This is a genomic window from Sporosarcina sp. P7 (assembly GCF_002743425.1).
Lineage (GTDB): Bacteria > Bacillota > Bacilli > Bacillales_A > Planococcaceae > Sporosarcina.
Genome location: NZ_PDZF01000002.1, coordinates 99496 through 126313, shown reverse-complemented (window position 1 = coordinate 126313; position 26818 = coordinate 99496). Strand labels below are relative to the sequence as shown.

The following is a 26818-nucleotide window of genomic DNA, read 5'->3' as shown; positions in this document are numbered from 1 at the left end:
TATACGAGATAGTAGGCGTTCAGTACAAACAAAAAAAGCCGGAATGGTCGTCCGGCTTTTATTTATTACAGAATCCGTGTTCTTTTTTCAAATTTTTCAAGCGCTTCGTCGATGATCGCGACTTCATTTTCATCCATTGCCACAAGTGGTAAACGAACGCCACCTGTTGGTACACCTGCTTTTTCCAGCGCATATTTCACAGGCACAGGATTCGGCATCGAGAACAATGCTCTGAATACCGGTAATAATGAACGATGAAGTTCCGCGGCTTCTTTTATGTTGCCATTTTGGAAAGCTTGAATCATTTCTTGCATTTCATTTCCTACTATGTGTGCAGAAACTGAAATAATTCCTCTACCGCCAATTGCAAGCAATGGCAAAGTTAATCCGTCGTCACCACTGTACACTTCAAAATCGTCCGCGGTTCCTTCAATGATTTCTGCCATCTGCTCCAAATTTCCACTTGCTTCTTTGATTGCTTTAATATTATCGATTTTCGATAATGCAATAACGGTTTCTGGAAGCAAATTGACGATGGAACGACTTGGAATATTATATAACAATACAGGCAATGTTGTAACGTTAGCAATTTTTGAAAAGTGTGCATACATACCTTTTTGGTCTGGCTTATTATAATAAGGTGTCACGAGCATGATTCCGTCAGCCCCTGATCGCTCGGCAGCCTTAGTCAGCTCTATGGATTCCGCAGTATTGTTTGTCCCTGTACCTGCAATCACTGGAATACGCTTATTCACAACCTTTACTACAAAATCCAGTAATTCCTTCTTCTCCGTAACAGTTAGCGTCGGTGATTCACCAGTTGTACCGCTTACGATGACAGAATCTGTCCCATTTGCGATCAAATGCTCAAGCAAGCTGGTTGTTTGGGCGTAATCAATCGTACCGTCAGGAGAAAAAGGAGTGACCATTGCTGTCCCTACATTTCCAAGTTGCACATTGACCATTCCTTTTCGTTATCATTCTTAATTCTACTTACACAATTTATTTTATAAGTGCCTCGGCGATTTGCACGGAGTTTAATGCAGCACCTTTTAATAAGTTATCCGATACAATCCATAGGTGGAATCCTTTGCTGTTATCTAAATCTTTACGGATTCTTCCTACAAATACTTCATCTTTATCCTCTGCATAAAGTGGCATTGGATAGAGCTGTGAAGCCGGATCATCTTGCAAGACAATTCCTGGGGCATTTTCGATCAATGCCTGGATATCTTTCACTGTGACGTCGTCTTGATCAATTTCAATGTAAACGGATTCTGAATGTCCGGATACAACTGGTAATCTGACACACGTTGCTGCTACTGCCATGTTTTGATCGCCGAATATTTTCTTTGTTTCATTGATCATTTTCAGTTCTTCCAATGTATAGCCCGACTCATCAAATGAATCAATTTGTGGAATCGCATTGAATGCGATTGGATAATGACGTTTTGCAGAAGCGGATGGTAATACTTCTGCTTCAATTTCACTACGATCCGTGAATTGCTTGCTTTGTTCCGCTAGTTCATCAATCGCTTCCACACCGGCACCTGAGACTGCCTGGTAAGTAGATACGATGAGCTTGCTCAGTCCATATTGATCTTTAATAGGCTTAAGCGCTGCTACCATCTGAATGGTAGAACAATTTGGATTCGCAATGATTCCTGAATGGTTTTTCAACTCTTGTGGATTCACTTCTGGAACGACAAGTGGCGTATTAGGGTCCATGCGGAATGCGCTTGTGTTATCAATTACAACCGCTCCGCTTTTCACTGCGTCTTGTGCAAACTTCTCGGAAATACTTCCACCGGCACTAAAGAATGCAATGTCGATACCTTCAAAAGCTTCCGGCGTTGTTTCTTGTACAACGTACGTTTTTCCACCCGCTATGATTTCATTGCCCGCTGAACGTTTAGATGCTAGTAACTTAATGGAAGTGGCAGGGAAATTACGTTCCACCAATTTCTCAAGTATTTTTGTACCTACCGCTCCGGTCGCGCCAACAATTGCAACAGTAACACTCTTCATCTATATCTTCCTTTCAATTATTAACAAGCAATAGTAGGGACAGATTGTCATGTCCTCGTCTCGTTAATTGTGATTGAACGAATTATAACATATATTGAAGAATTTAAAAATCTATTTTCATGCATTATTATGAATTATTAGTAACGGTTGTAATTGTTTACTTTCTATCGCGGATGCAACAGTAGCAGGTAATAATGAGAAATCCGATATTAAGGAGTTCGGTTTTTTTATGCAATCATCCTGACCGAATGGAATAAAAAAGACGTGTTTCATATTCAATAACTTCATGAGATTCATTCCGTTAAGTCCTAGTGCGTCATTTGTAGAAATACCAAGTACTACCGGTTTACCATTACGCAATGTTGCTTTAGCTGCCATCAAAACAGGTGAATCAGTAGCAGCATTTGCTAACCTACTCATGGAATTACCCGTAAGCGGTGAAATTACCATGCAGTCAAGCGGATTGGATGGTCCGAATGGTTCTGCTTCAACAATACTTGTCACTACCTTCTCGCCTGTCGCTTCTTCTATTCGTTTAATCCACTCTTCACCTGTACCAAAACGCGTTGCAGCATGAAGAACTGAATGTGTAATAATTGGAACGACAATCGCTCCCTCTTTTTGCAACGAAGCGATCATCGGAAGCAGTTGGTCGTATGTGCAGTGTGAAGCAGTGATGCCTAATCCGATTCGTTTTCCTTTGAGCATTTAGTTCCCCTTTCGTCTATACTTATTCTCAAAATCGCGTCAACTAATACAGCAGCCGCATCCTCAGGAAAATGCTTCCCGGGCAATTTGAGGTGTATCGTATAGTATTCAGCGGAATTGGAATGCTTTAGGCACCCAGGTGTTGAAGAGACATCAAATACATGAACAGTACCGCTTTGATTTGTATCGAGCCATGGAGCTGGAATAGTGTTAACTAAGTATCCATGTGTGAATGTTGTGGCATCATGGAGTTTTAGAGTGTTATATCCAAACACCTCTGCTTCCGCCAATTGTCCGTCAGCACGTGCAACGATGGTGACAGTGGCCTGCAATTGATACAATGTATGGGCAATTGCTTTTCCTACTCTGCCAAATCCAGCAATATAAAAATGCTTACCTGCAATCTGTCGTTTGGTATGTTCATAAAAGACATGAACGAATGCTTCTGCAGTCAATTGAGCATTTCTCCAAATGAATTGCTCATTTTCTAGATAATTCGTATGCGTTATACCTTTCTCAGCAAGCTCTTGTCTCCATTTCGCTGAAGTATTACCGGAATAAACAGAAGAGCCTTTTTTCAAATAGTCTACGGGTATGCTTTGTTCCATCATCAACAAAGGAAGTAGAAGATGATCAGGCTTTGTATCTATCAAAGTTTGCTTTAACTGTTCATCAAACGTATCAGAACATATATACTCACTGTCAATTCCTGATTTTACCAATAGTTCATTCGCAATGCGCAAACGTTGATCGGTGCCTACTACAAGCCATTTAGTCATATTCTTCCACTTCCTTTCTATTCAGTTCATGCGTTTTGCCAAATAAAATCCGATCTTCGCCCACCAACACAATTTCATGCCAAGGAATATATTCAATTATATCTTGATCTTTTTGCCTAAAAAGAGTTTTTCCTAATTTTTTCCGTATTTCAAATCCGATGATTGCTCCTGTTTTGCGGTCGAACAGCAAATCTGTTTCTGCCAAGAAGCCATACCTCATGCCTTCTTCTACTTGAATCAGCTCTTTTTGTGCCAGTTCTGATAATTTCATGAAAGCCCTCCCCTATAAAGATCTCTTTCATCATATGTATCAGAGGCGAGAAGTCGACTAGTTCTGCAATTTTTTTAATTGCTGAATACTTGATTTAGGCGCGATAATGGATAGTGCACGATCACTTTCTAACATTTGCTGTCCCAGTCGATAGACATTTCGTTTTTCAACATTCTCAATATGTTCAACGACTTCATTGATCGTCTGATGTTTGCCAAGCACTAATTCATTGCGTCCATTCCTATACATACGCGATTCAGAGCTTTCCAAACCAAGAACAAAACTACCTTTAAGTTGTTCTTTGGCATTTCGCAATTCTTTATCTGTTAGACCATCATGGAGTACTTCCGCAATGACCTGATCAATTGTGCGATACGTCTCTAAAATGTTTTCCGGAGAGGTTCCGCAATAAATCACAAAGGAGCCAGCATTTTTATATGCGGCATAATATGTGTGAATCGAATAGGCTAGACCGCGATTCTCTCGAACTTCCTGAAATAACCTAGATGACATCGTTCCGCCGAGGATACTATCAAATAAGCTTAACTCGTAAATTTTATCGTGAGTCGAAGGCAGAGAAGGATAACCAAAGCATACATGAGCTTGTTCAATATTTTTTGTTTTGATGATTTGTTGTGCTGTAAAATTCGGTACTTTTTCGTCTTTTATCGAAACAGAAGCCTGGTCTTTACTTTGATAGCTTCCGAAGTTTGCTTCAATCAGCTTGATTAAACGCTCATCATAATTTCCTGCAATGGAAATTACCAAGTTTTCGGGACCATAATGTTTCACCATGAATTCTTCAACCATTTCTTTCGTAAATGACTTTATTGTTTCAATCCTTCCACCTACAGGCTTTCCAATTGCATCCTCTGAGAACATTCCGGCCCATAATCTTTCGTCCACATCTTCATCAGGCATGTCTTCAACAGAAGATATTTCATCCAGAATGACAGATTTTTCTTTTTCCATCTCTTCTTCTTTGAATTGAGAATGGAAAAACATATCAGATAAAACAGTTAATGCGTATGAAGCATGATGACTTAAGACTGTAGTGTAATAGCAAGTCATTTCTTTAGAAGTAAAGGCATTTAGATCGCCCCCAATCTGATCAAACTGCTCAGCAATCATTCGTGCACTTCTTGTGTCCGTTCCCTTGAACAACATATGTTCAATAAAATGGGCAATGCCCTCTTGCTCTTTAGTTTCATTGGCTGAACCTGCATGCACCCAGACACCGATTGCCACGGACTGTAAATGCGGCATTTTTTCATGGATAATGCGTACACCATTTGAACAATTATATTTTTGAATCACAGACTTCACTCCTTATTGTAAGAACAAAAAGCCTCCTTCGCCGCAACTTGTGCAGGAAGAGGCTTTTTTCACGAATTGATTACTCTTTGTTAGCTTGTTCTTGTTCTTTTTCTTCCTGAATGACTACTTTTCGTGAAAGATTCACTCGACCTTGTCTGTCGATTTCAATTACCTTTACAAATAGTTCATCATCCAATTTTAATACATCTTCTACTTCTTTCGTACGTGCTTCCTGAATCTCAGAAATATGAAGTAAGCCGTCTTTGCCCGGGAAGATTTCCAAGAATGCACCGAACTTCTCAATACGCTTAACTTTCGCCAAGTAGTACTCGCCTACTTTTGCTTCACGCACAATATTTTCGATCATATTCTTAGCTTTTTCATTCATTTCAGAGTTTGGCGACGAAATATAAATCGTTCCATCTTGCTCTGTATCGATTTTCACTTGAGTTTCTTCAATAATTTTATTAATGACTTTTCCACCTGGTCCGATCACATCACGAATCTTATCGGGTTTGATATGGATGACTATAATCTTCGGTGCGTACTCAGATAATTCTTCACGAGTTGAAGATATTGTCGTCAACATATGATCAAGAATTTTGATACGACCAATTTTCGCTTGCTCAAGAGATTCTTCCAAAATCTGACGGGATAAACCATCAATTTTGATATCCATTTGAAGAGCAGTAATACCATTATTAGTACCTGCTACTTTAAAGTCCATATCGCCTAAATGGTCTTCCATTCCTTGAATATCTGACAGAATGGAATAGTCTTCTTCTTTTTTGATCAATCCCATAGCAATTCCAGCTACAGGTGCTTTGAGTGGTACACCAGCGTCCATCATAGCCATTGTAGAGGCACAAATTGATGCTTGTGAAGAGGAACCATTAGACTCCAATACTTCTGCAACTAGACGCATTGTGTAAGGGAATTCCACTTCATCGGGAAGCATAGGCTGTAATGCCCGCTCTCCCAATGCACCGTGACCAATTTCACGACGACCTGGACCACGAATCGGACCTGTTTCACCGACACTAAAGTTCGGGAAATTATAATGATGCATGAAGCGCTTAGACTCATCTGAACCTAGACCATCAATAATCTGATTTTCACCGAGCGCCCCTAATGTACATACACTTAGTACTTGTGTTTGTCCACGTGTGAATAATGCAGAACCATGAGTGCGAGGTAAGATCCCAGTTTCGGATGATAGTGGACGAATTTCGTCAAGCGAACGACCATCTGGACGAACTTTGTCGACTGTAATTAGACGACGTACTTCATCTTTCACCATTTGCTCAAGAACCGCTTTCACTTGCTTGATAGTCTCTTCGTCAGCTTCTGTGTAATGCTCAAGTACAGCTGCCTTCACTTCATTGATCGCTTCCTCACGTGCATGCTTTTCTTCAGTTTGGATTGCTGTCATTAGTTCGTTTTCACAACGATCTTTTACTTCTTTACTGATGTCTGCATCCAATGTGAACAATTCGATTTCGAACTTTGGTTTGCCAATTTCAGCTACAATTTTCTCTTGGAATTCGACTAATTTCTTAATTTGATCGTGACCAAACATAATTGCTTCTAACATGATCTCTTCAGAAACTTCTTTAGCTCCTGCTTCGACCATATTGATTGCATGTTTTGTTCCCGCAACGACTAAATCAAGTTCTGATGTTTCAAGCTGACTCGGTGTAGGATTGATGATGAATTCTCCATCTATACGACCTATTTGAACGCCTGCGATTGGTCCATCAAATGGAATATCTGAGATAGATAAAGCCAAAGAAGAACCAATCATAGCTGAAATTTCAGATGAACAATCCTGATCCACTGACATAACAAGTGAAATTACTTGGACGTCGTTACGGAAGCCTTCAGGGAATAATGGTCTTATCGGACGGTCAATCAACCGACTAGTCAATACTGCATTTTCTGAAGGACGTCCTTCGCGCTTGATAAATCCTCCTGGGATTTTACCAACCGAGTACATGCGTTCTTCATAATTCACTGTAAGTGGGAAGAAATCTAGAGGTTTTGGTTTCTTAGAAGCTGTTACCGTGGAAAGTACTGTTGTTTCGCCATAGCGAACGAGCACCGCACCGTTAGCTTGCTTTGCAAGTTGGCCGGCTTCGATTGTAAGCGTACGTCCTGCCCAATCGAGTGTATAAACTTTTTTCTGTTCTGACATTGTAGAACTCCTCTCTATTGTAAAACTGTATACATCCTTGTATGTAATTATTCATAGTGTATCAAACGTGATACATATATGCGAAATATTTCATCTTAATTCCATAGAAAAAAGCGGGCAAAGCCCGCTTCTCAGTCTTATTAACGGCGTAAGCCAAGTGATGCAATAAGATCACGGTAACGTTGAACGTTAGTTTCACGTAGATATCTCAATAGACGACGACGTGTACCAACCATTTTGTACAAACCACGACGTGAGTGGTGATCTTTCTTGTGAGTACGTAAGTGGCTGTTCAGGTTATTGATCTCTTCAGTAAGGATAGCAATCTGAACATCAGCAGATCCAGTATCATTTTCATGAGTCTTGAATTCGTTAATCAATTCAGCTTTGCGCTCTTGTGTAATAGCCATCCTTTTCACCTCCTAAATAAAAGTATCCCCGTCCCCCGAGCAAACGTTGGTGACTCGTGTTGCCAAGAAGAGGTTCGTGTAATGAACACTATTGTATCATATCACGGCATTATGTCAGTTGCAACAACCAACTAGTCGGTTAATAAGTCCTTTGCCGTTTGCTTATCTTTTCCAATTTGCATTTTTAATGCATCAAGTGAATCGAATTTTTGTTCCGAACGTATACGGTACAACCATTCAATTGCCATTTTTTGTCCGTACAGATCCATATTGACGTCCAGCAGATGTACTTCAGCTGTAGGAATTCGATGTTCTGGATCATGAAAGGTTGGCTTTACACCCATATTGCAGACACCGCGGTACCATGTATCTCCTATCAGGCAACGCACGGCATACACACCACTAGCGGGAACTACATGTTCTTCGGCAGTTTGGATATTAGCTGTAGGGAAACCTAACTGACGTCCCCGTTTTTCTCCATGTATTACTTCACCCATTGTACGGAATGGACGACCGAGAAGTACCGCTGCCGCTTCTACATCACCATTAGATAATAGTTGGCGAATTTCCGTGGAAGATACTTTGTTGTCTTGATTGAAAGTCACTTTAGAAATGACTGTTGTCCCAAACTCACCTTCCGATAGCTCCTGCATATCTTTCATCGTCCCAGAACCCTTTGAACCAAATGTAAAATCGAAGCCGGCCGTAACATGTTTAACACCAAGTCCTTTGATAAAGATATCGATAAATCTTTGCGGTGAAAGACTAGCCAATTCCCAATCAAAACTGACGATGAATAGAGTATCCACACCAAGAGATTCAAGCACCCTGATTTTTTCTTCAATCGGTGTAATATATCCAACATTTTTTCCTGAAAACAACTGTGATGGATGGGGGTCGAACGTCATGACAGCTGTCTCGATCGATAAATCATCTGCAACTTTTTTAGCACTGCGAATGACTTCCTGATGTCCTTTATGTACACCATCAAAAAATCCAATAGCTAACGAAGAAGCAAGATGTTGTCGAATATTTATCGAATCCGGATACCGTAATCTATAGATTTTCATTTCTATCTCTCCTTACTCACTAGCTAGCAGCATTTTTTCCGGTTTCATTAAACCGGGCTTTGTTGGATGTTTTTGATAGATTGCCAACACACGACCTTCGAACATCATCATGATAGAAGGGTGATCAGTTAGCAGTGGTACTGCGGGAAGCACTTGACCATTTCGTATAGATTCCAATGATGCTGCATCGATTTCAAGTTGTGGAAAATCAGTCAATACATCTTCGATAGGACGCAAAATTGTCTGTAATTGATCTAACTCCATCACTTGTGCTACTTCTTCGAGAGTTTTACAATGTGATTCGTCAAAATTACCTGAAATAGTTCGGACTAAGGAATCCATATGTGCTGGATATCCAAGCAGTTCGCCAATTTGCACAGCTAACGTTCGGATATAAGTTCCTTTACCACAACGTACTCTAATGGAAAACATTACTTCTTCGCCACTAAAAAGTTGATCTTCATTCAATAAATCCATTTGATAGATCTGCACTTTACGAACAGGACGTTCTACATCAATGCCTTTCCTCGCATATTCATACAGACGTCTGCCGTTTACTTTTACCGCTGAATACATAGGTGGGATTTGAGTGATTTCACCTGTTAGTTGCTCTAATGCTTCTACAATTTGATTCCTGGTGAATTCTTTTTGTGTTAAATCACTTATTACAGTCTCGCCTTGCGCGTCTTCTGTTTCCGTTGAGCGCCCTATAGAAACGGTTGCGATATACTCTTTACCTGCATCTGTAATATATGAAGCGACTTTTGTGGCTCTTCCTATACATATAGGCAAGACACCTTCTACTTCAGGATCCAACGTGCCTGTATGTCCGACTTTTTTTGTCCGTAATATCTTTCGTAACTTAAAGACACAGTCATGCGACGTCATACCTTTCTCTTTCCATAAAGGTAGAATACCGTTCATCTTACCCCTTCTTCCTAAATTCATTCAGAAAAACTTGCTCTATGTAAGAAGGGAGGAAGTCATGCCGCCTAAGCGACTATGAACTTCCTCCTCGTGTTTATTGTTCATTTTCGTCTTTTACTTTGCGGATCAAACTTTCAATCCGATTACCGTAAGCGACTGATTCATCGATTTCGAATTCAATTTCGGGTGTTTTGCGAAGGCGGATTCTCTGACCAATTTCTGATCGAATGAAACCTTTTGCTTTGGAAAGCCCAAGTAACGAATCTTCCTTTTCTTTATCTGTTCCTAGAACAGAAATAAAGATTTTCGCTTGTTGTAAATCTCCAGTTACATCAACACCGGTCACCGTCACAAATCCGATACGTGGATCTTTCAGTTTTTGGCCGATAATATCGCCCAATTCCTTCTTCATTTGCTCTGCTATACGATTAGCACGCACTGACATGGCAATTCACCTCGTTCTTTGCTCATAAGTAGTCAACTGTACACGTAGTCATTTCCCAATCAGGATTGGATTCAAACAGACGAATCGCACGTCTCACTTCCCGTTCCGCGGCGTCTTTGGAAGATGCCACGGCAACTAATGCGAATGTAGTACGTTGCCATAGATCTTGATGATCGATTTCTGCAACCGATACATTATAGGAGTTTTTCACCCGATCCCTCATCCTATTCAGAACGGCTCGCTTTTCTTTTAAAGAAGCCGCTGCTGGGATGTAGAAAGAACATTCCGCGTAAACAATCATACTCTTTTAATTTCTTCCATAACGTACGCTTCGATGATATCTCCTTCTTTGACATCATTGAATTTTTTAATTGTAATACCACATTCATAGCCTTTTGCAACTTCTTTCGCATCATCTTTGAAACGCTTCAATGTATCCAATTCGCCTTCAAAGACTACAATGTTATCGCGCAAAACACGAACGCCAGCATCTCTTGTGATTTTGCCATCGATTACATAGCTTCCTGCAATCGTTCCGATCTTAGATACTTTAAATGTTTCACGAACTTCTGCCTGACCTATTACTTTCTCCTCATACTCCGGATCAAGTAGGCCTGTCATAGCTGATTCGATTTCTTCAATTACTTTATAAATAACACGGTGCAGACGAATATCTACGCCTTCTGCTTCAGCGGCACGTTTTGCATTGGTATCAGGACGTACGTTAAATCCAATAACGATCGCGTTAGATGCAGCTGCCAAAGATATATCGGACTCATTGATCGCCCCTGCGCCAGTGTGAATAATTTTTACATTAACGCCTTCTACTTCAATCTTCATTAGAGAAGCCGCCATTGCCTCAACCGCACCTTGTACGTCTGCTTTAACAATTAAGTTCAATTCTTTCATTTCGCCTTGTTTCATTTGATCAAACAAGTTATCGAGTGTTACACGTGTTTTCTCCACACGCTGTTCTTGAAGCGCTTCTCCAGCACGTGATTCAGCGATTTGACGAGCCGTTTTTTCATCCTTAAATACGACGAAACGGTCTCCTGCAAATGGAACATCACTCAACCCAGTAATTTCTACTGGTGTTGAAGGACCTGCCTCTTTTACGCGACGACCAAGGTCACTGACCATTGCACGAACACGGCCGTACGTATTCCCGACAACAATTGGATCTCCTACATGCAATGTACCATTTTGCACAAGCAAAGTAGCTACAGAACCTTTTCCTTTGTCGAGTTGCGCTTCAATTACAGTACCTCTAGCTCTAATGGAAGTATCAGCAGTAAATTCGCCTACTTCTGCAACTAATAGAACCATTTCGAGTAACTGATCAATTCCCTCACCTTTTAGTGCAGAAATTGGTACGAAAATCGTATCGCCGCCCCAGTCTTCTGCGACTAAACCGTGTTCAGTTAATTCCTGCATAACGCGGTCAGGATTTGCAGAAGGTTTATCCATTTTGTTAACTGCAACAATGATTGGAACTTCTGCTGCTTTTGCATGGTTGATCGCTTCAATTGTTTGTGGCATAACACCGTCATCGGCTGCTACAACTAAGATTGTCAAGTCCGTAACTTTCGCACCGCGCGCTCTCATCGTTGTGAAAGCTTCGTGGCCTGGTGTATCAAGGAATGTGATTTTCTTGTCGTTAGCTGTAATTTGGTATGCACCAATATGCTGAGTAATGCCACCCGCTTCACCTTGCGTTACTTTAGTGTTACGAATAGAGTCAAGCAACGTCGTTTTACCATGGTCAACGTGACCCATAATTGTGACAACTGGTGGTCTTTCTGTTAGTTCACCTTGTACTTCTTCTTCCTCTTCAGGATCTTCGAAGTAGATCTCCAAGTCTGTTACGTCAATGCGGATCTCTTCTTCTACTTCAACGTCGTATTCCGCACAAATTAACTCAATTGCATCTTTATCTAATTCTTGGTTAATGGTTGCCATTACACCAAGCATGAACAACTTTTTGATGATTTCAGAAGGTTCTTTACCTAATTTTTTAGCTAGCTCACCCACTGATAATGACTCATAAAAAGTAATTTTATCCGGTAATGGTATTTCAATCTTTTGTGCAGGTACCGCCGGACGGTATCTACGGCGACCTTGATTAATCCCGCGTGCTGGTGGTCTACCACCGCGCCCCCCGCCTGGACGTCCGCCTCCGCCAGCTGGACGTGCTGAACCTGCACCCTGCTGACGTGGTGGTTGCGAGCTACCCGCTTTCGGTGCGGATGTAGATTGTCCTTGAGGACGAGTGGAAGCTGGACGGTTAGATCCGCCTTGGCTACTTGCAGGTCGGTTAGTACCTTGCGCGCCAGTTGGTTTATTTGTGTTGTTTGGACGATCTGTTCTCTGGTTTGCTGGTTTGCTCGCTGGCTTAACTGTAGCAGTTTTCGCCTCCGGCTTTTTAAGATCACCAAACTTCTCATCTAATTTTGCAATAGATACTGGATCCAGTTCTTCCATATGGCTCTTTATTACAATATTACTTTTACTTAATTCAGCAGCAATATCTCGACTTGTTTTGCCTATTGATCTGGCATATTCATGTACTTTCATTTTCGTCATTAGCCCACCTCCGATTATATTCATTGAGAAGCTCGGATAACTTTTTTGCGAATCCTTTATCTGTTAGTGCCAAAACGACTCGAGCTTCTTTTCCAATTGCATGCCCGAGTTCTTCACGGCTTCCAAATACATGCTTCTCAACGTTGTACGTATTACATTTATTCGTTAATTTTTTCATTGTGTTCTTTGATGCATCATCAGATAGGATAACCAGATGCGCTTCGCCTGCACGAACTGACTGTACGACTAAATCTTCACCCGTTACAATTTTACGTGCACGTGCCGCCATACCAAGCAATTGATAAATAGGTATCGAATCTTTTGTCATTTAATCGCCTCTCGACGAATTGCATGCAAAAGGTCTTCGTATACTTCTTCCGGTACTTTGACATTCAATTGATGTTCAATCGAGTGTTGCTTACGTGCTTTTTCTACGGCATCCTCCGTTTTGGAAACGTATGTACCGCGGCCTGACTTCTTTCCTGTCAAATCCACGGATACTTCGCCTTCTTTCGTACGGACAATTCGAATCATTTCTTTTTTAGGTAACATGTCACCAGTCGCTGCACATTTACGCAAAGGGATTTTTCGATTGTTCGCCATCAGCATGCAATCCTTTCCAAATCAATCTTCTTTGTCTTCATCTGCGTATAAATCAAAATCTTCAGCTGATTCAGCTGGCGTTTCATCTTCATACTCATAAGCTTCTAGGAACTCATCTGCACTACCATCTACCTCTTCTACTGGCACTGCAAGAGATTCCTCACGGGGATAGATCCCTAATTCTCTGGCATCCGTTTCACTTTTGATATCAATTTTCCAACCCGTTAATTTAGCAGCCAATCTTGCATTCTGGCCTCTTTTCCCGATTGCCAAGGAGAGTTGGTAATCTGGTACAACAACAGTAGTAGAACGCTCTTCTTCATTTACTTGTACATCAATAACTTTTGAAGGGCTTAAAGCATTTGCGACGAAGATGACCGGATCTTCAGACCACTCTACGATATCTACTTTTTCGCCATTCAATTCGTTCGAAATAGTTTGGACACGTGCTCCTCTTGAACCTACACAGGAACCTACTGGATCCACTTCTTCGTTTGTTGTATAGACAGAGATTTTTGAGCGATCGCCCGCTTCACGTGCAATCGATTTGATTTCTACTGTACCATCATATATTTCAGGCACTTCAAGTTCAAATAAACGCCGTAATAGACCTGGATGTGTTCTGGAAACAAAGACTTGAGGTCCACGTGCTGTTCTTTCTACTTTTGTAATGTATACTTTGATGCGATCGTGGGGTGCATATGATTCTGTTTGAATTTGTTCGCTTGACGGTAACACCGCTTCCACTTTCCCTAATCCAACGAATAGGTTTTTCGGATCCATACGCTCTACGATTCCGTTGACGATATCTTCTTCACGATCGATATACTCTTCATAGATCAAACCGCGTTCAGCTTCACGAACACGCTGGGTTACAACTTGCTTAGCAGTCTGGGCAGCAATTCGTCCAAAGTCACGCGGTGTGACTTCTTCCTCAACGACATCATGTAGTTCATATACTGGATTGATGAGTTGTGCATCTTCCAATGAAATTTGTAATCGCTCGTCTTCTACTTCTTCTACTACATCTTTACGTGAATAGACAGCCATTGTGCCTTTGTTTAAATTCAAGTCCACACGCACGTTTTGTGCTTGGTTAAAATTTCGTTTGTACGCTGTCACAAGCGCTGCTTCAATTGCATCGACTATTACGTCTCTTGAAATACCTTTTTGCTGTTCAAGAGCTGTCAGTGCGTCGAGTAGCTCACTACTCATGTTCATCACTCCTACATTCCAATTGTTGTTGCCCTTGGTTCCTCAGTCACTAGCGCAAGGCTAGACAGAGGTTGTTTTTCGCTTTAAAAATCAATTGCCAGTCGTGCGAATGCAATTTTTGTTTTGTCAATTTCCACTAGTACTTTTCTCGTCTTGATCCGTATTTCCACTTTTGCATGTTCCGGTCCGTACCCGAGTAAATACCCCTCGAATTCTTTCATTCCATCAATCGGTTCATACGTTTTGATGAACACGTATTGGCCCACGGATTTTTCAAAATCTTCATCTTTTTTCAAAGGTCTTTCCGCCCCGGGAGAAGACACTTCAAGGAAGTAATTTTGCGAAATCGGATCCACAACGTCTAGTTCCTCGCTAAGTTTATTACTAACAGCCGCACACTGATCTATGTCAATATTACCTTCAGGTGTATCGATGTAGACGCGTAAAAACCAATCGCGACCTTCTTTCAAGAACTCAACATCAACCAGTTCAAGACCCAATTCTTCAACGATCGGCCTTGCTAACTGTTCGACTTCCTCTATAATTTTACTCATATGGTATCCCTCCCGAAATTCAAAATAACAACAGAAAAGAGCGGGAAGCCCCACTCTTTTCCGCAAGACGTATAGCAAAAGTTGTTTTAATCGTATCACAAGGCCATTTACAATGCAACTGAAGCAACCGCTGCAAGCCCATTAGAATAGGGATAGTTGGTTCGCTTCAGGCATCCCTTCCAAGCAACCGAGGTTATCCAAATACTCCACAACCGTTTTAGAAACTCGACCTCTCTTCTGGAAGTCTTCTTTCGATAAAAATTCACCGTCTTTTCTCGCCTCAACAATCGTCTTTGCAACGTTAGTTCCTAGTGAAGGAATCGAGTTAAATGGCGGAATCAGTTTATTGTCTTCAATAAGAAACTGTGTCGCATCCGATTTATAGAGATCAGGTTTCGCAAATGTAAATCCTCGTTCAACCATTTCCAACGCTATTTCCAAAACAACTACTAAGCTCTTCTCTTTCGGAAGTGCGTCCAATCCTTTGGCGTTGATCTCTTTAACTTTCGCTCGAATACTTGCAGAACCTTTACACATCGTCACCAAATCGAAGTCGGTCGCTCGAACGGTGAAGTACGTCGCATAATACATAATTGGATGATGCACTTTGAAGTATGCGATTCGTAGTGCCATTAATACATATGCTGCGGCGTGAGCTTTCGGGAACATGTACTTGATTTTTTTACACGATCCGATATACCAACCTGGAACTTTATTCTCTTTCATTGCTTCTTCAAATTCGGGAGTCAATCCTTTTCCTTTACGTACAGATTCCATAATCTTAAATGCAAGTGAAGGTTCAAGTCCCTGATAGATCAAATAAACCATAATATCGTCACGACAGCCAATCACTTCTGATAGCTGACAAGTTTTATTCTGGATTAATTCCTGTGCATTACCAAGCCAAACATCCGTACCGTGTGACAAACCGGATATCTGTATTAATTCAGAGAAAGTAGACGGCTTCGTTTCTTCTAACATTTGTCGCACAAATCGTGTTCCAAATTCCGGCACGCCAAGAGTTCCTGTTTTGCAATCAATTTGTTCTTCTGTTACGCCAAGAGAAGACGTACCACTAAACAATTCCATAACGCCTTTATCGTCGGGCGGAATAGTCATCGCATCGATGCCTGATAAATCTTCCAACATTTTAATCATCGTCGGATCATCATGCCCTAGAATATCTAATTTCAATAAATTATTATCGATGGAGTGGAAATCAAAGTGTGTTGTCTTCCAGCTTGATTCTAGATCATTCGCTGGGAATTGAATCGGTGTAAAATCAAAAATGTCCATTGTATCAGGCACTACAATAATCCCACCAGGGTGTTGTCCTGTATTTCGTTTCACGCCTGAGCACCCTTGTACAAGCCGGTCAATTTCCGCACCACGCATTTGGATATCGTTATCATTCATATACCCTCGAACATATCCATATGCAGTTTTTTCAGCTACTGTACCTATTGTTCCTGCACGAAACACATAATCTTCTCCGAACAGCTCTTTTGTATAGTTATGCGCATGCGCCTGATACTCACCACTGAAGTTCAAATCGATATCTGGAACCTTATCACCCGCGAACCCAAGGAAGGTTTCGAACGGGATATCCTGACCATCTTTTTTGAACATCGTCTGGCAATTTGGGCATGCTTTATCTGGCAAATCATATCCTGAACCAACTGAACCATCATCAAAAAATTCATATGTTTTACATGACGGACAAACATAATGTGGCGCCAACGGATTCACTTCAGTGATTTCCATCATGGTTGCAACAAATGAGGAGCCGACAGATCCCCGCGAACCAACTAGATAGCCATCGTCTAATGACTTTTTCACCAGCTTATGCGAAATTAGATAAATAACTGAGAAACCATTATCAATAATAGACGTTAATTCCTTTATGATTCGCGCTTCAACGATCTCTGGCAATGTTTCACCGTATATTTGATGTGCCATAGAATACGTCAGATCACGTACTTCGTCTTCCGCCCCTTCAATGGTAGGTGTATACAGGTCATCTTTAATTGGTTTCACATCACCAATACGTTCTACAATTTTCAATGGATTGTCTACTACAATCTCTTTTGCTACGTCTTCACCTAAAAACTCAAATTCTTTCAACATTTCGTCTGTCGTACGGAAGTGAACTTCAGGTAGCGAGTGTCGATTTAACGGATTTGCTCCACCTTGTGAACGAACAAGAACTTTCCGGTAGGTCGCATCCGTCTCATTTAAGTAATGCACATTCCCTGTTGCACAAACTGGCAATCCCGTTTTTTTACCAAGCTTGATCATCTTCCGCATAATATCCTCGAGGTTCCACTCATCTCGTATTAAATCGAGTTCGAGTAAATGCGAGTAGACGGGCTTTGGATGAAGTTCCAAATAGTCATAAAAGCTTGCAATTTCTTCTACTTCTTCCATCGGCTTTTGCATTAACCCTTCAAATACTTCACCTTTATCACAGCCTGAACCCACGATTATCCCTTTTCTATATTTCACAAGTAACGAACGCGGTATACGGGGCACGCGATAGAAAAAGTCCATATGCGAAATAGATACGAGCTTAAATAAGTTTTTCAGCCCTTCATCATCTGTCGCAAGTAAAGTACAATGTGAAGGTCGTGAGCGTTTATAAGCATCCCCTTCACCAATATTCTTATTTAGATCATCCAGCCACTTGATACCTTTTTCTTGTGTCTCCGATAGCAGGCGTAAAAACAGATACGCAGTAGCTTCTGTATCGTAAATGGCGCGGTGATGCTGTGTTAATTCAATATCGAATTTTTTAGCCAATGTGTTCAAACGGTGATTTCGCAGTTCGGGATAAAGGAAACGAGATAGCTCCAATGTATCGATGACCGGATAAGCGATTGTTTCTATTTTTGCGCGCTTACATGAAGCATAAAAGAAGCCCATATCAAACGAAGCATTATGTGCAATCAACACTGCATCCCCGATAAACTCTATAAACTCTGCCATTACATCTTCAACTTCTGGTGCATTTTCTACCATGTCATCTGTAATGCCCGTCAGATTCGTCGTCACGGACGACAACGGATGATGCGGATTGGCAAAGCGTTCAAACCGATCAATGATTTCTCCATCTTTCACTCGTACAGCTGCAAGCTCGATAATCGTGTCGTACACAGCTGATAAGCCTGTAGTCTCGACGTCAAATACAACGTACGTATCTGTTTCAAGCAGACGGTGTTGCTCTTCATAGACAATCGGAACACCGTCATCCACCAGATTGATTTCCAAGCCAAACAACACTTTAATACCATGTTTTTTACCAGCGTTATAAGCATCAGGGAAAGACTGAACGTTCGCATGATCAGTTATCGCAATCGCTGGATGTCCCCATTTAGCTGCTTGTGCCACTAATGCTGGCGCTGAAACGACTGCATCCATTTGACTCATGGATGTGTGCGCATGTAATTCCACACGTTTCTGTCCATCAGGCGCTTTGTCTATTCGTTCAATAGTGGGAATAACGGCAATATCTTGCGCCATCATGATTAAGTCACGTACGAATGTATCGTTCTGTATACCACCGCGAGCTCTTACCCACATACCCTTTTTAAAGGAATTCATAATTTCTGCATCTTCATTATCACGCGAAAACATTTTGACTAAGATTGAATCGGTGTAGTCTGTTACTTTCAGTGTCAATAATGAACGGCCACTTCGCAACTCTCGTACTTCCGCATCAAATACAAAACCTTCAATAATCAAACGTCTTTCTTCATCTTGTATTTCATGGATCGGAATAACTGGCTCGCCTGCTTTGATCGGTGTACCAAGAGATAATACTCTGTCAGAATCACCTTGCTCGCTTTTCATCGTTTCACGTTGTTGCAACTGATGGTACGCTTGCTTGGATAACAGGTCTTCTTCCTGCTGCTTTTGCGAAAGAAATTGCTGACGTTCTTCTTCTGCGTTATGGCATTCAACAATCGATACATCGAACATATACTTTGGAAAACCGAATTGCTGATAGAGTGACGATAATATATCCACATATTTATTTTTTAATGTTTGACACTCTAAATCGTTTGAGCAAGTAAGCAATAATTTCTCGCCGTGTATCTTAGGCTTTTGTTCCACTAAACATTGACGTATAGGAGGAGATATATCAGCTAGCTCATCTACGATTAGTGGCCAATAATCTATGATTAATTGTTCATTCACTTCATTTTTTCTAACTTCCATTTCAATATGGACATTCGCAATAGCTGCGAACGATTCATGAACACGTTGTTGCATAATTTGGAATACTTCGATAGGTAACACTTCATCGAGTGTTATATTGAATTTCCACACTCTTGTTTTCTTCTGTATAGTTACACGATTTAACTCACCGTTTTGAAAATAGGTCATGAACTGATCATCTGTCAGTCCGGTCTGTTGCAGCAAAGTTAAAAACTTTTGAGCGGCATCCATCTAAATTTCCTCCATTCTATCGCGAAAAGAAGGGAAGTTCCGTTAACGGACTCCCCTTCTTGGATTAATCTGCACTAAAGAAGGATTGTAACTTTTCCAACACTTCTTCTTTTTGCCAATCTATTGACTCGCCACTATGGCGGTACATAACCTCCACAATGCCCTCATTTGCTCTTTTACCAATTATAATGCGTACTGGCAAACCAATCAAGTCAGCATCAGCGAATTTCACACCCGCACGTTCAGCACGATCATCATATAACACATCGTATCGATACGATTCTAGAACAGCATATAACTCATCCGCCAGCTGCGTTTGTACTTCATCCTTAACATTCGTTGTAATCAAATGAATATCAAAAGGTGCTAAATGCTTCGGCCACTTCAATCCTTTTTCATCATTGAACTGCTCGGCAATTGTAGCCAGTAACCGAGAGATTCCGAGACTATAACTTCCCATAATGAAAGGCTTTTTTCTGCCATGTTCATTGAGGAATGTTCCTTTCATCTGTTCACTGAAGACGGTGCCTAATTTTCGTAAATGTCCCACGCCTATTCCTTCAGTGAATTTAATCGTACCTATTCCATCAGGAGAACTGTCCCCTTCTTGAACGAAACGAATATCTACATAATCATCAATAGCAAAATCACGTTCAGGATTGACATTCAATAAGTGATAGTCGTCCATATTCGCTCCGGCTACTACGTTCACCATTGCTTTGACTGCATGATCGGCATATACCCTTACACCAATCGGTAGTTTCACAGGCCCAATCGAACCGGCATGACAGCCTAATAATTCTTCAATCTGTTGTTCTGTTGCCAGCTCCATATGTTTCACATGTAGAAACCGCTTCAATTTATATTCATTGACGCTATGATCGCCTCGACAAATGACCATAACAAAATCATTGTCCACTTTATACACCAATGATTTGATTATACGCTCCGTACTAACTGATAAAAATGAAGCGAGATCTTCAATCGTTCGTTGATTCGGAGTCGAAATTTTTATCATCTCTAACTGCTTTTCATCGGACGGCTCGTATTCTACGTGGACTTCGGCAAACTCCATATTCGCAGCGTAGGAAGAACTATCGCTATATGCTATTTGATCTTCTCCGTTTTCGGTTAACGCTATGAACTCATGGGAACCTGTTCCACCATCCGATATTACCATGCGGAAATGCATACCAAGACGGGTTAGCATATTGGTGTATGCCTGCATGACTTCTAAATACTTTTCATCCAAACTCTCTTGCGTTGAATGGAATGAATAGGCATCTTTTCTAATGAATTCTCTGCTATGAAGTAAACCCGCACGTGGCTTTATTTCATCACGGAATTTTGTTTTGATTTGAAAAATTGTTAATGGTAACTTTTTATACGATTGAACTTCATCACGCAGTAGGTCAATGATTGCTTCTTCATCGCTTGAGCTCAAAGCCAATTGATTGGTCTGTCTGTCAGCGACATGGAACATTTCCCTGCCGTATGAATCCCATCGTTCAGTTTCCTTTAGAATACTTGAGCTTTGCAACGCAGGCAAAGAAATTTCCACGCCTTCAATAGCTTCCATTTCCTGCCGGATAATCGATTCGATTTTTCTAAATACTTTTTGTGCAAGAGTTAAATATGTGTAAACACCATTGGCATTCTGTCTAATATAACCTGCCCGCAGTAATAACTGATGCGAACGCATCTCTATTTCAGATGGATTTTCACGCATTGTGGGTATAAACGTTTTCGATTGTTTCATCATATACTTCCACCTTTTTTAGAAGAAAAATCGTTGGATGTCATTCCATGTCACAACAAGCATCAACACCATTAATAACATGATACCTACAAAATGCACCATACCTTCTTTTTGTTTATCAATCGGTTTACCCCTTAAGCCTTCAAACAAGAAGAACAATAGTCTTCCGCCGTCCAACGCAGGTAATGGCAGTAAGTTCATGATCCCTAGATTGATACTTAGCACAGCGCCCCAATTCATTAAATTGAAAATACCGTGTTGAGCCACTTCTTCTGTCGCTTTATAGATTCCTACTGGACCCGACAGTGCGTCTATTGTGAACTGACCCGTAATGAGCATACCTAATAATTCAAAGATCTTCACAGTCCATGAATAAGTCTGCTCGGCTCCGAACACTATGGATTTAATAAATCCTTTTTCTAATGGACTTGAATACATAACACCAATTTGACCAAATTCCTGTCCAGCATCTTCCACCGTATCAGGTACTACATCCAAAACCACTTGCTTACCCGCCCGATCTACTTCAATTGACATCGGGACTCCGGCGCTTTTTTGGATTGCTTCGGAAAACTTCATCCAGGAATCAATCGACTTACCGTCGACTCCTGTGATTAAGTCACCTTTTTTCATACCAGCCATCTCCGCCGGCGTATCCGACTTCACTTCCGAAATAATCGGTTCATTGGTTGGTACACCATTCATTAAACCAAGAGCTAGAAATATGAAAAACGCCAAGATGAAATTGAAAAGCGGCCCTGCAAATATTGCCAATGCTCTGCTTCCCAATGATTTGGACTCAAATTGACGATCGTAGGGAGCGATTAATGTCTCCTGCCCTTTTTCAATAATCAAAGCTGTTCTAGAAATTTTCAGATGAACCAATTGTCCATCTTCGTCATATCCTTCAATATATAATTTTTTATCGAGATCGGATGACTCAACTTCCACGTTTAAAATATTCGGATTGGAAACATTTCGATTTAAGTAAATCTTTTCTATTTCGTCTTGAGCATTCAATAATAATCCTACACGGTAACCTGGCTGTAATTCAACTGTATCGAAATCTTCACCAGCCATCCGTACATATCCCCCTATAGGTAATAGGCGGATTGTGTATTGCGTTTCACCTTTGCGGATCGCTAAAATTTTAGGTCCCATTCCAATAGCGAACTCTCGAACCATGATGCCAGCTTTCTTGGCAAACAAGAAATGACCAAACTCATGAAATGCTACAAGTGTCCCGAATATTACTATAAACGCAATAACCGTTTCCATTCAGTAACCACCTTCACCGGCTATAATAGCCTGAAATTAATCTTGATACTTCACTATACCATAGACTTTTTTTCGCGTATTGCGATCTGTCTCCAAAATTTCTTCCAAATCGGGATTTTGAATAGTTTGATGCTGCTGCATTATGTCTTCAATGATTTCTTCGATTTGCAAGAAAGGAATATGACCTTCCATGAACAGTTGAACCGCCACTTCATTTGCCGCATTCATCGCTGTAGGCATAGTGCCTCCTTCCCTACCTGCATCATATGCAAGTGACAAGGCTTTAAATCGTTTATAATCCATTTTTTCGAAATGTAACTTGCCAATTTCATCGAGACGAAGACGTTTAGCATCAGCCATTTGAATACGATCCGGATAGGTAAGTGCGTATTGAATCGGAACACGCATATCTGGTGAACCTAGTTGCGCCATGACACTTGTATCTTCAAACTCCACCATCGAGTGGATAATACTTTCTTTATGTAGTAGACATTCTATTTGATCATATGGCATCGCAAATAAATGATGGGCTTCTATCACTTCCAACCCTTTGTTCATCATCGTTGCTGAGTCGATAGTTAGTTTATTACCCATCGACCAGTTTGGATGCGCGAGTGCTTGTTCTACTGTAACGTGCTGAAGTTGATCCCGCGTGTAGTCCCTAAAGCTTCCACCAGATGCTGTTAATATCAAATTTGTGACTCTCTTCGGATTCTCACCATTTAACGACTGGAATAATGCAGAGTGTTCACTATCTACTGGAACAAGTGGAACATTATGACGTTGTGCTGCTTCTACGACAAGATTACCGGCTGCCACCAGTGTTTCTTTATTCGCAATGGCAATCGTCATGCCGGCTTTGATCGCCGCAAGTGTCGGTCTTAGTCCTACACTACCAATTACTGAGTTTAGCAAGACATCTGCTTCCAGTCCAACTGCCGCTTCAATTAATCCTTCATCACCATGAACGAATTGAATTTTAGGAAATTCTTTTTTTAGGCGCTCTGCATCCGCCGCTTCTAAAACAGAAACTAATTTGGGTTGAAATCTTGTAATGATTTCACTTGTTTTTTGTATATTTCTTCCTGCCGACATCGCTGTTAATTCAAAGCGATCAGGATGAGCTGCAATAATGCTTAATGTTTGAGTCCCGATTGAACCCGTGGCACCAAGCAAATTGATTTTCTTCATATTATGAACTTCCTTTCCATTATCCTATGAATTGAACAAAGTGAAGCAACGGGAGTACAAACAGTAAACTGTCAAATCGGTCCAAAACGCCTCCATGTCCAGGCAGCAGCTTCCCTGAATCTTTCACGTTATAGAAACGTTTCAGTGCTGATTCAACTAAGTCACCCATTTGTCCTACAATTGATGCCACTATTGTAATGAGAATAAACGACACGAATGACGTGGCGATAGGGTAGAACATATTATAAATCAACGTAATCACGACCGCAGAAATTATCCCTCCAATAAATCCTTCAATCGTTTTATTAGGTGAAATATCCGGCCATAATTTTCGTTTTCCTATTTTACGTCCAACAAAATACGCACCAGAATCTGTTGACCAGATAATGAGTAATGCGTAGCCTATGTACTCTAAACCGAATAGTCGAGTTTCGATCAAATAATAAAAACCAATACCAACATACAGCGCACTAATTGCACTGAATGCAATATCTTCGAATGTCCATTTATTTTTCATTATTACAGTATAAACCAATAACAATAATATCAATACATAGATCATTTCAAGCTTTTCTAAACTCAGGAAACTTTCAACCTGTTCTGTCCACCTTGATGGTAGTAAAATGACGAGCAGAAGTAACCAAGAGAGTAATCCGCCGATAGAAAAAAGAGACATATTACGCATACGCAGTAGTTCGTATAAACCAATCGTAGATATCGCAAAAATCATCATTATAAACGGTAATCCACCAATGATAATCAATGGCACAAAAAACACGAGAGCTACAATAGCAGTGATGATTCTTTGCTTCATCTTTTCTGATCTCCTTCCAAGCTTCCAAAGCGTCGATTTCTTTTTTGGAAATCTTCTATTGCTTGTAAAAAGCAGTCTTCATCGTAATCTGGCCATAATACATCCGTAAAAATGAATTCCGCATAGGCAAGTTGCCATAGCATAAAATTAGACAAACGTACTTCACCACTTGTGCGAATTAGTAGGTCAGGTTCCGGCAAATGGGCTGTCATTAGCTTGGATTCAATTAAACCTTCATCAATTTCCTCCACTTTTAATGTTCCGGAAGCCACTTCTTCTGCCATCTCTTTCATTGCATGAACCAGTTCTACTCTACTCCCATAATTCATAGCAAAATTCAAAATTAACCCTTTATTTTCTTTAGTTTGTTCCATTGCTTTCTTAATCGCTTTTTCTGTATGGCTCGGAAGCGCATCCATATCTCCGATCATTTCCACTTTGATGCCTTTTTCCATTAACTCAGGCAAATACGTATTAAGAAACTCGCCCGGAAGATTCATTAAAAAGTCAATTTCCATCCTGGGCCGCTTCCAATTTTCGGTTGAAAATGCATAGAGGGTGAGTGCTTTTACACCCATGGCATTTGCAAAATTGGTAATTTGCCGAACCGTTTTCATTCCTTCATGGTGGCCTGCAATTCGTGGCATTTTACGTTGCTTCGCCCATCTACCGTTTCCATCCATGATAATCGCCACATGGTTAGGAATTTGTCTATTTTTAACGGCTTCAATCCGTTCGTCCAGCAACTGAATGTCTGCCGTTTTTTTTCCCATTAGTTTTCTAAGCATAGCGTTCCCCCACTTGGCTCAATTCGGATACTCCTACTGACTATCCTACCAAATTGCATGGTAAATAGCATGCAAAAGAAAGAAAAGAGCGTCCTAAAAGTAGGACGCTCCTCCTTATAGAAAGTTCTGTACTCAGATTTCCAAGATTTCATTTTCTTTATCTTTTGCAGTTTGGTCAATCTTTTCGATAAATTCATCTGTCATCTTTTGTACTTGTTCATTGTAACGGCGTAATTCATCTTCAGTAATTTCTGCATCTTTTTCAAGCTTCTTCAAATCTTCATTGCTGTCACGACGAACATTACGAATCGCCACTTTTGCATCTTCCGCTTCACGTTTTACATCTTTCACTAAATCTTTACGACGCTCTTCTGTAAGTGCAGGTACAGCTAAGCGAATAACTGATCCATCGTTAGACGGTGTGATTCCGATGTCTGATTTCATGATGGCTTTTTCGATTTCACTAATTGTAGTCTTATCATAAGGCTGAACTACTAACAAACGTGGTTCTGGCACAGAAATTCCAGCCATTTGGTTTAATGGTGTAGGTGCTCCATAATAAATAACAGAGATTCTGTCTAATAAGCTCGCGTTAGCTCTACCAGCACGAATAGATGCCAACTGTCTTGAATAGGCACTATGCGCTTTATCCATACGTTCTCTCGTCTGATCCATTACTTCTTTTGTCATTGCTTATTCCTCCTGACGACCGTCCCGATTTCATCACCTAGTACGGCTTTTTTAATATTACCATTATCCATAATTGAGAATACTACGAGCGGGATATCATTGTCCATACATAGAGTCGAAGCAGTGGAATCCATCACTTCAAGTCCTTGACTAATCACTTCAAGATAGGACAGTTCTAAGTATTTAGTAGCTGTGGAGTCCTTCATCGGATCAGCAGAATACACACCGTCAACGTTGTTCTTCGCCATTAAAATGACATCCGCTTCGATTTCAGCAGCACGCAGGGCAGCCGTTGTGTCTGTGGAGAAATAAGGATTACCCGTTCCTGCCGCAAATATTACGACACGTTTTTTCTCTAGATGACGGATTGCTTTCCGACGTATGTAAGGTTCAGCTACTTGTCTCATGTCAATGGAAGACATTACTCGTGTTTCTGGTCCTAGCTTTTCAAGGGCATCCTGAAGAGCAAGTGAGTTCATAACCGTTGCAAGCATTCCCATGTAGTCAGCTGTTGTACGGTCCATTCCCATTTCACTTCCGACTTTACCACGCCAAATGTTTCCGCCACCTACTACTACTGCTACTTCTACACCAAGTTCTACTACTTCTTTCACTTGGCTTGCAACTGATTTAACAACTTCCGGAGACAATCCGAAGCCTTGGTCTCCAGCTAATGCTTCCCCACTTAATTTTAACACGATGCGCTTATATTTTGGAATACTCATGTTGGCCCTCCTGCAATTTC

The 26818-nt window shown here is 40.9% G+C and carries 25 protein-coding genes; all 25 read right to left on the bottom strand.

All coding sequences use genetic code 11. From position 1 onward, the window contains the following. Positions 1-65: 65 nt before the first annotated feature. Positions 66-956 carry a 4-hydroxy-tetrahydrodipicolinate synthase gene (gene dapA / locus CSV60_RS03245; RefSeq protein WP_483315700.1) on the bottom strand — a complete coding sequence of 297 codons (891 nt, stop codon included), beginning with the start codon at positions 954-956 and terminating at the stop codon, positions 66-68. Between the two features lie 46 nt (positions 957-1002). Then, a complete protein-coding gene (gene asd, locus CSV60_RS03240; RefSeq protein WP_099630961.1) occupies positions 1003-2028 on the bottom strand; it encodes an aspartate-semialdehyde dehydrogenase in 1026 nt (341 codons plus the stop codon). Positions 2029-2145: 117 nt separating this feature from the next. Further along, on the bottom strand, positions 2146-2736 hold the full coding sequence (locus CSV60_RS03235) for a dipicolinate synthase subunit B (RefSeq protein WP_099635965.1): 591 nt from the start codon (positions 2734-2736) through the stop codon (positions 2146-2148). Next, a complete protein-coding gene (locus CSV60_RS03230; protein WP_099635964.1) occupies positions 2709-3515 on the bottom strand; it encodes a hypothetical protein in 807 nt (268 codons plus the stop codon). The genes CSV60_RS03235 and CSV60_RS03230 overlap by 28 nt, the downstream gene beginning before the upstream one ends. Continuing rightward, positions 3508-3786 carry a YlmC/YmxH family sporulation protein gene (locus CSV60_RS03225; protein WP_099630958.1) on the bottom strand — a complete coding sequence of 93 codons (279 nt, stop codon included), beginning with the start codon at positions 3784-3786 and terminating at the stop codon, positions 3508-3510. The genes CSV60_RS03230 and CSV60_RS03225 overlap by 8 nt, the downstream gene beginning before the upstream one ends. Before the next feature lie 57 nt (positions 3787-3843). Next, positions 3844-5103, bottom strand: coding sequence for a M16 family metallopeptidase (locus tag CSV60_RS03220; RefSeq protein WP_099635963.1), 1260 nt, complete (start codon positions 5101-5103; stop codon positions 3844-3846). A 79-nt stretch (positions 5104-5182) separates the two neighbouring features. Then, on the bottom strand, positions 5183-7297 hold the full coding sequence (gene pnp, locus CSV60_RS03215) for a polyribonucleotide nucleotidyltransferase (RefSeq protein ID WP_099635962.1): 2115 nt from the start codon (positions 7295-7297) through the stop codon (positions 5183-5185). Positions 7298-7437: 140 nt separating this feature from the next. Next, positions 7438-7707 (bottom strand): 30S ribosomal protein S15, encoded by a 270-nt coding sequence (rpsO, locus tag CSV60_RS03210; RefSeq protein ID WP_083035469.1) that lies wholly within the window; start codon positions 7705-7707, stop codon positions 7438-7440. A gap of 131 nt (positions 7708-7838) precedes the next feature. Continuing rightward, positions 7839-8777: a riboflavin biosynthesis protein RibF gene (ribF, locus tag CSV60_RS03205; protein ID WP_099630955.1), complete on the bottom strand. Its 939-nt coding sequence runs from the start codon at positions 8775-8777 to the stop codon at positions 7839-7841. 12 nt (positions 8778-8789) lie between these two features. Then, positions 8790-9701, bottom strand: coding sequence for a tRNA pseudouridine(55) synthase TruB (truB, locus tag CSV60_RS03200; RefSeq protein ID WP_099630954.1), 912 nt, complete (start codon positions 9699-9701; stop codon positions 8790-8792). Positions 9702-9798: 97 nt separating this feature from the next. Continuing rightward, positions 9799-10149, bottom strand: a complete 351-nt coding sequence (gene rbfA / locus CSV60_RS03195; RefSeq protein WP_099630953.1) for a 30S ribosome-binding factor RbfA — start codon at positions 10147-10149, stop codon at positions 9799-9801. Positions 10150-10171: 22 nt separating this feature from the next. After that, positions 10172-10450 (bottom strand): DUF503 domain-containing protein, encoded by a 279-nt coding sequence (locus CSV60_RS03190; protein ID WP_099630952.1) that lies wholly within the window; start codon positions 10448-10450, stop codon positions 10172-10174. Continuing rightward, the gene (gene infB, locus CSV60_RS03185) at positions 10447-12732 is read right to left on the bottom strand and encodes a translation initiation factor IF-2 (protein ID WP_099630951.1); all 2286 of its coding nucleotides are present in this window, start codon (positions 12730-12732) and stop codon (positions 10447-10449) included. Before infB ends, CSV60_RS03190 begins: the two co-directional genes overlap by 4 nt. Next, positions 12710-13060: a YlxQ family RNA-binding protein gene (locus tag CSV60_RS03180; RefSeq protein ID WP_099630950.1), complete on the bottom strand. Its 351-nt coding sequence runs from the start codon at positions 13058-13060 to the stop codon at positions 12710-12712. Before CSV60_RS03180 ends, infB begins: the two co-directional genes overlap by 23 nt. Then, entirely contained in the window at positions 13057-13335 is a 279-nt protein-coding gene (rnpM, locus tag CSV60_RS03175; RefSeq protein ID WP_099631034.1) for an RNase P modulator RnpM, read from the bottom strand. The genes CSV60_RS03180 and rnpM overlap by 4 nt, the downstream gene beginning before the upstream one ends. Before the next feature lie 21 nt (positions 13336-13356). After that, entirely contained in the window at positions 13357-14550 is a 1194-nt protein-coding gene (nusA, locus tag CSV60_RS03170) for a transcription termination factor NusA (RefSeq protein ID WP_099630949.1), read from the bottom strand. Between the two features lie 83 nt (positions 14551-14633). After that, positions 14634-15104, bottom strand: a complete 471-nt coding sequence (gene rimP / locus CSV60_RS03165; RefSeq protein WP_099630948.1) for a ribosome maturation factor RimP — start codon at positions 15102-15104, stop codon at positions 14634-14636. 141 nt (positions 15105-15245) lie between these two features. Further along, positions 15246-19553, bottom strand: a complete 4308-nt coding sequence (locus CSV60_RS03160) for a PolC-type DNA polymerase III (RefSeq protein WP_099635961.1) — start codon at positions 19551-19553, stop codon at positions 15246-15248. A 64-nt stretch (positions 19554-19617) separates the two neighbouring features. Continuing rightward, entirely contained in the window at positions 19618-21312 is a 1695-nt protein-coding gene (locus CSV60_RS03155; RefSeq protein WP_099636075.1) for a proline--tRNA ligase, read from the bottom strand. 18 nt (positions 21313-21330) lie between these two features. Then, entirely contained in the window at positions 21331-22590 is a 1260-nt protein-coding gene (rseP, locus tag CSV60_RS03150) for an RIP metalloprotease RseP (protein ID WP_099630946.1), read from the bottom strand. 36 nt (positions 22591-22626) lie between these two features. Beyond that, complete coding sequence (dxr, locus tag CSV60_RS03145; RefSeq protein WP_099630945.1) at positions 22627-23781, bottom strand: 1-deoxy-D-xylulose-5-phosphate reductoisomerase; 1155 nt, start codon at positions 23779-23781, stop codon at positions 22627-22629. Positions 23782-23800: 19 nt separating this feature from the next. Then, positions 23801-24595 carry a phosphatidate cytidylyltransferase gene (locus tag CSV60_RS03140; RefSeq protein WP_099630944.1) on the bottom strand — a complete coding sequence of 265 codons (795 nt, stop codon included), beginning with the start codon at positions 24593-24595 and terminating at the stop codon, positions 23801-23803. Then, positions 24592-25383, bottom strand: coding sequence for an undecaprenyl pyrophosphate synthase (locus CSV60_RS03135; RefSeq protein WP_099630943.1), 792 nt, complete (start codon positions 25381-25383; stop codon positions 24592-24594). Before CSV60_RS03135 ends, CSV60_RS03140 begins: the two co-directional genes overlap by 4 nt. Positions 25384-25515: 132 nt before the next feature. After that, positions 25516-26073: a ribosome recycling factor gene (frr, locus tag CSV60_RS03130; protein WP_099628101.1), complete on the bottom strand. Its 558-nt coding sequence runs from the start codon at positions 26071-26073 to the stop codon at positions 25516-25518. Then, a complete protein-coding gene (gene pyrH, locus CSV60_RS03125) occupies positions 26070-26798 on the bottom strand; it encodes a UMP kinase (RefSeq protein WP_099630942.1) in 729 nt (242 codons plus the stop codon). The genes frr and pyrH overlap by 4 nt, the downstream gene beginning before the upstream one ends. Between the last annotated feature and the right edge of the window lie 20 nt (positions 26799-26818).

Bases quoted from the DNA above. Each gene is read 5' to 3' on its own strand.
- asd (WP_099630961.1), bottom strand. From the start codon at position 2,028: ATGAAGAGTGTTACTGTTGCAATTGTTGGCGCGACCGGAGCGGTAGGT.
- CSV60_RS03235 (WP_099635965.1), bottom strand. From the start codon at position 2,736: ATGCTCAAAGGAAAACGAATCGGATTAGGCATCACTGCTTCACACTGC.
- CSV60_RS03230 (WP_099635964.1), bottom strand. From the start codon at position 3,515: ATGACTAAATGGCTTGTAGTAGGCACCGATCAACGTTTGCGCATTGCG.
- CSV60_RS03225 (WP_099630958.1), bottom strand. From the start codon at position 3,786: ATGAAATTATCAGAACTGGCACAAAAAGAGCTGATTCAAGTAGAAGAA.
- pnp (WP_099635962.1), bottom strand. From the start codon at position 7,297: ATGTCAGAACAGAAAAAAGTTTATACACTCGATTGGGCAGGACGTACG.
- rpsO (WP_083035469.1), bottom strand. From the start codon at position 7,707: ATGGCTATTACACAAGAGCGCAAAGCTGAATTGATTAACGAATTCAAG.
- ribF (WP_099630955.1), bottom strand. From the start codon at position 8,777: ATGAAAATCTATAGATTACGGTATCCGGATTCGATAAATATTCGACAA.
- truB (WP_099630954.1), bottom strand. From the start codon at position 9,701: ATGAACGGTATTCTACCTTTATGGAAAGAGAAAGGTATGACGTCGCAT.
- rbfA (WP_099630953.1), bottom strand. From the start codon at position 10,149: ATGTCAGTGCGTGCTAATCGTATAGCAGAGCAAATGAAGAAGGAATTG.
- CSV60_RS03190 (WP_099630952.1), bottom strand. From the start codon at position 10,450: ATGATTGTTTACGCGGAATGTTCTTTCTACATCCCAGCAGCGGCTTCT.
- infB (WP_099630951.1), bottom strand. From the start codon at position 12,732: ATGACGAAAATGAAAGTACATGAATATGCCAGATCAATAGGCAAAACA.
- CSV60_RS03180 (WP_099630950.1), bottom strand. From the start codon at position 13,060: ATGACAAAAGATTCGATACCTATTTATCAATTGCTTGGTATGGCGGCA.
- rnpM (WP_099631034.1), bottom strand. From the start codon at position 13,335: ATGGCGAACAATCGAAAAATCCCTTTGCGTAAATGTGCAGCGACTGGT.
- nusA (WP_099630949.1), bottom strand. From the start codon at position 14,550: ATGAGTAGTGAGCTACTCGACGCACTGACAGCTCTTGAACAGCAAAAA.
- rimP (WP_099630948.1), bottom strand. From the start codon at position 15,104: ATGAGTAAAATTATAGAGGAAGTCGAACAGTTAGCAAGGCCGATCGTT.
- CSV60_RS03160 (WP_099635961.1), bottom strand. From the start codon at position 19,553: ATGGATGCCGCTCAAAAGTTTTTAACTTTGCTGCAACAGACCGGACTG.
- CSV60_RS03155 (WP_099636075.1), bottom strand. From the start codon at position 21,312: ATGAAACAATCGAAAACGTTTATACCCACAATGCGTGAAAATCCATCT.
- rseP (WP_099630946.1), bottom strand. From the start codon at position 22,590: ATGGAAACGGTTATTGCGTTTATAGTAATATTCGGGACACTTGTAGCA.
- dxr (WP_099630945.1), bottom strand. From the start codon at position 23,781: ATGAAGAAAATCAATTTGCTTGGTGCCACGGGTTCAATCGGGACTCAA.
- CSV60_RS03140 (WP_099630944.1), bottom strand. From the start codon at position 24,595: ATGAAGCAAAGAATCATCACTGCTATTGTAGCTCTCGTGTTTTTTGTG.
- CSV60_RS03135 (WP_099630943.1), bottom strand. From the start codon at position 25,383: ATGCTTAGAAAACTAATGGGAAAAAAAACGGCAGACATTCAGTTGCTG.
- frr (WP_099628101.1), bottom strand. From the start codon at position 26,073: ATGACAAAAGAAGTAATGGATCAGACGAGAGAACGTATGGATAAAGCG.
- pyrH (WP_099630942.1), bottom strand. From the start codon at position 26,798: ATGAGTATTCCAAAATATAAGCGCATCGTGTTAAAATTAAGTGGGGAA.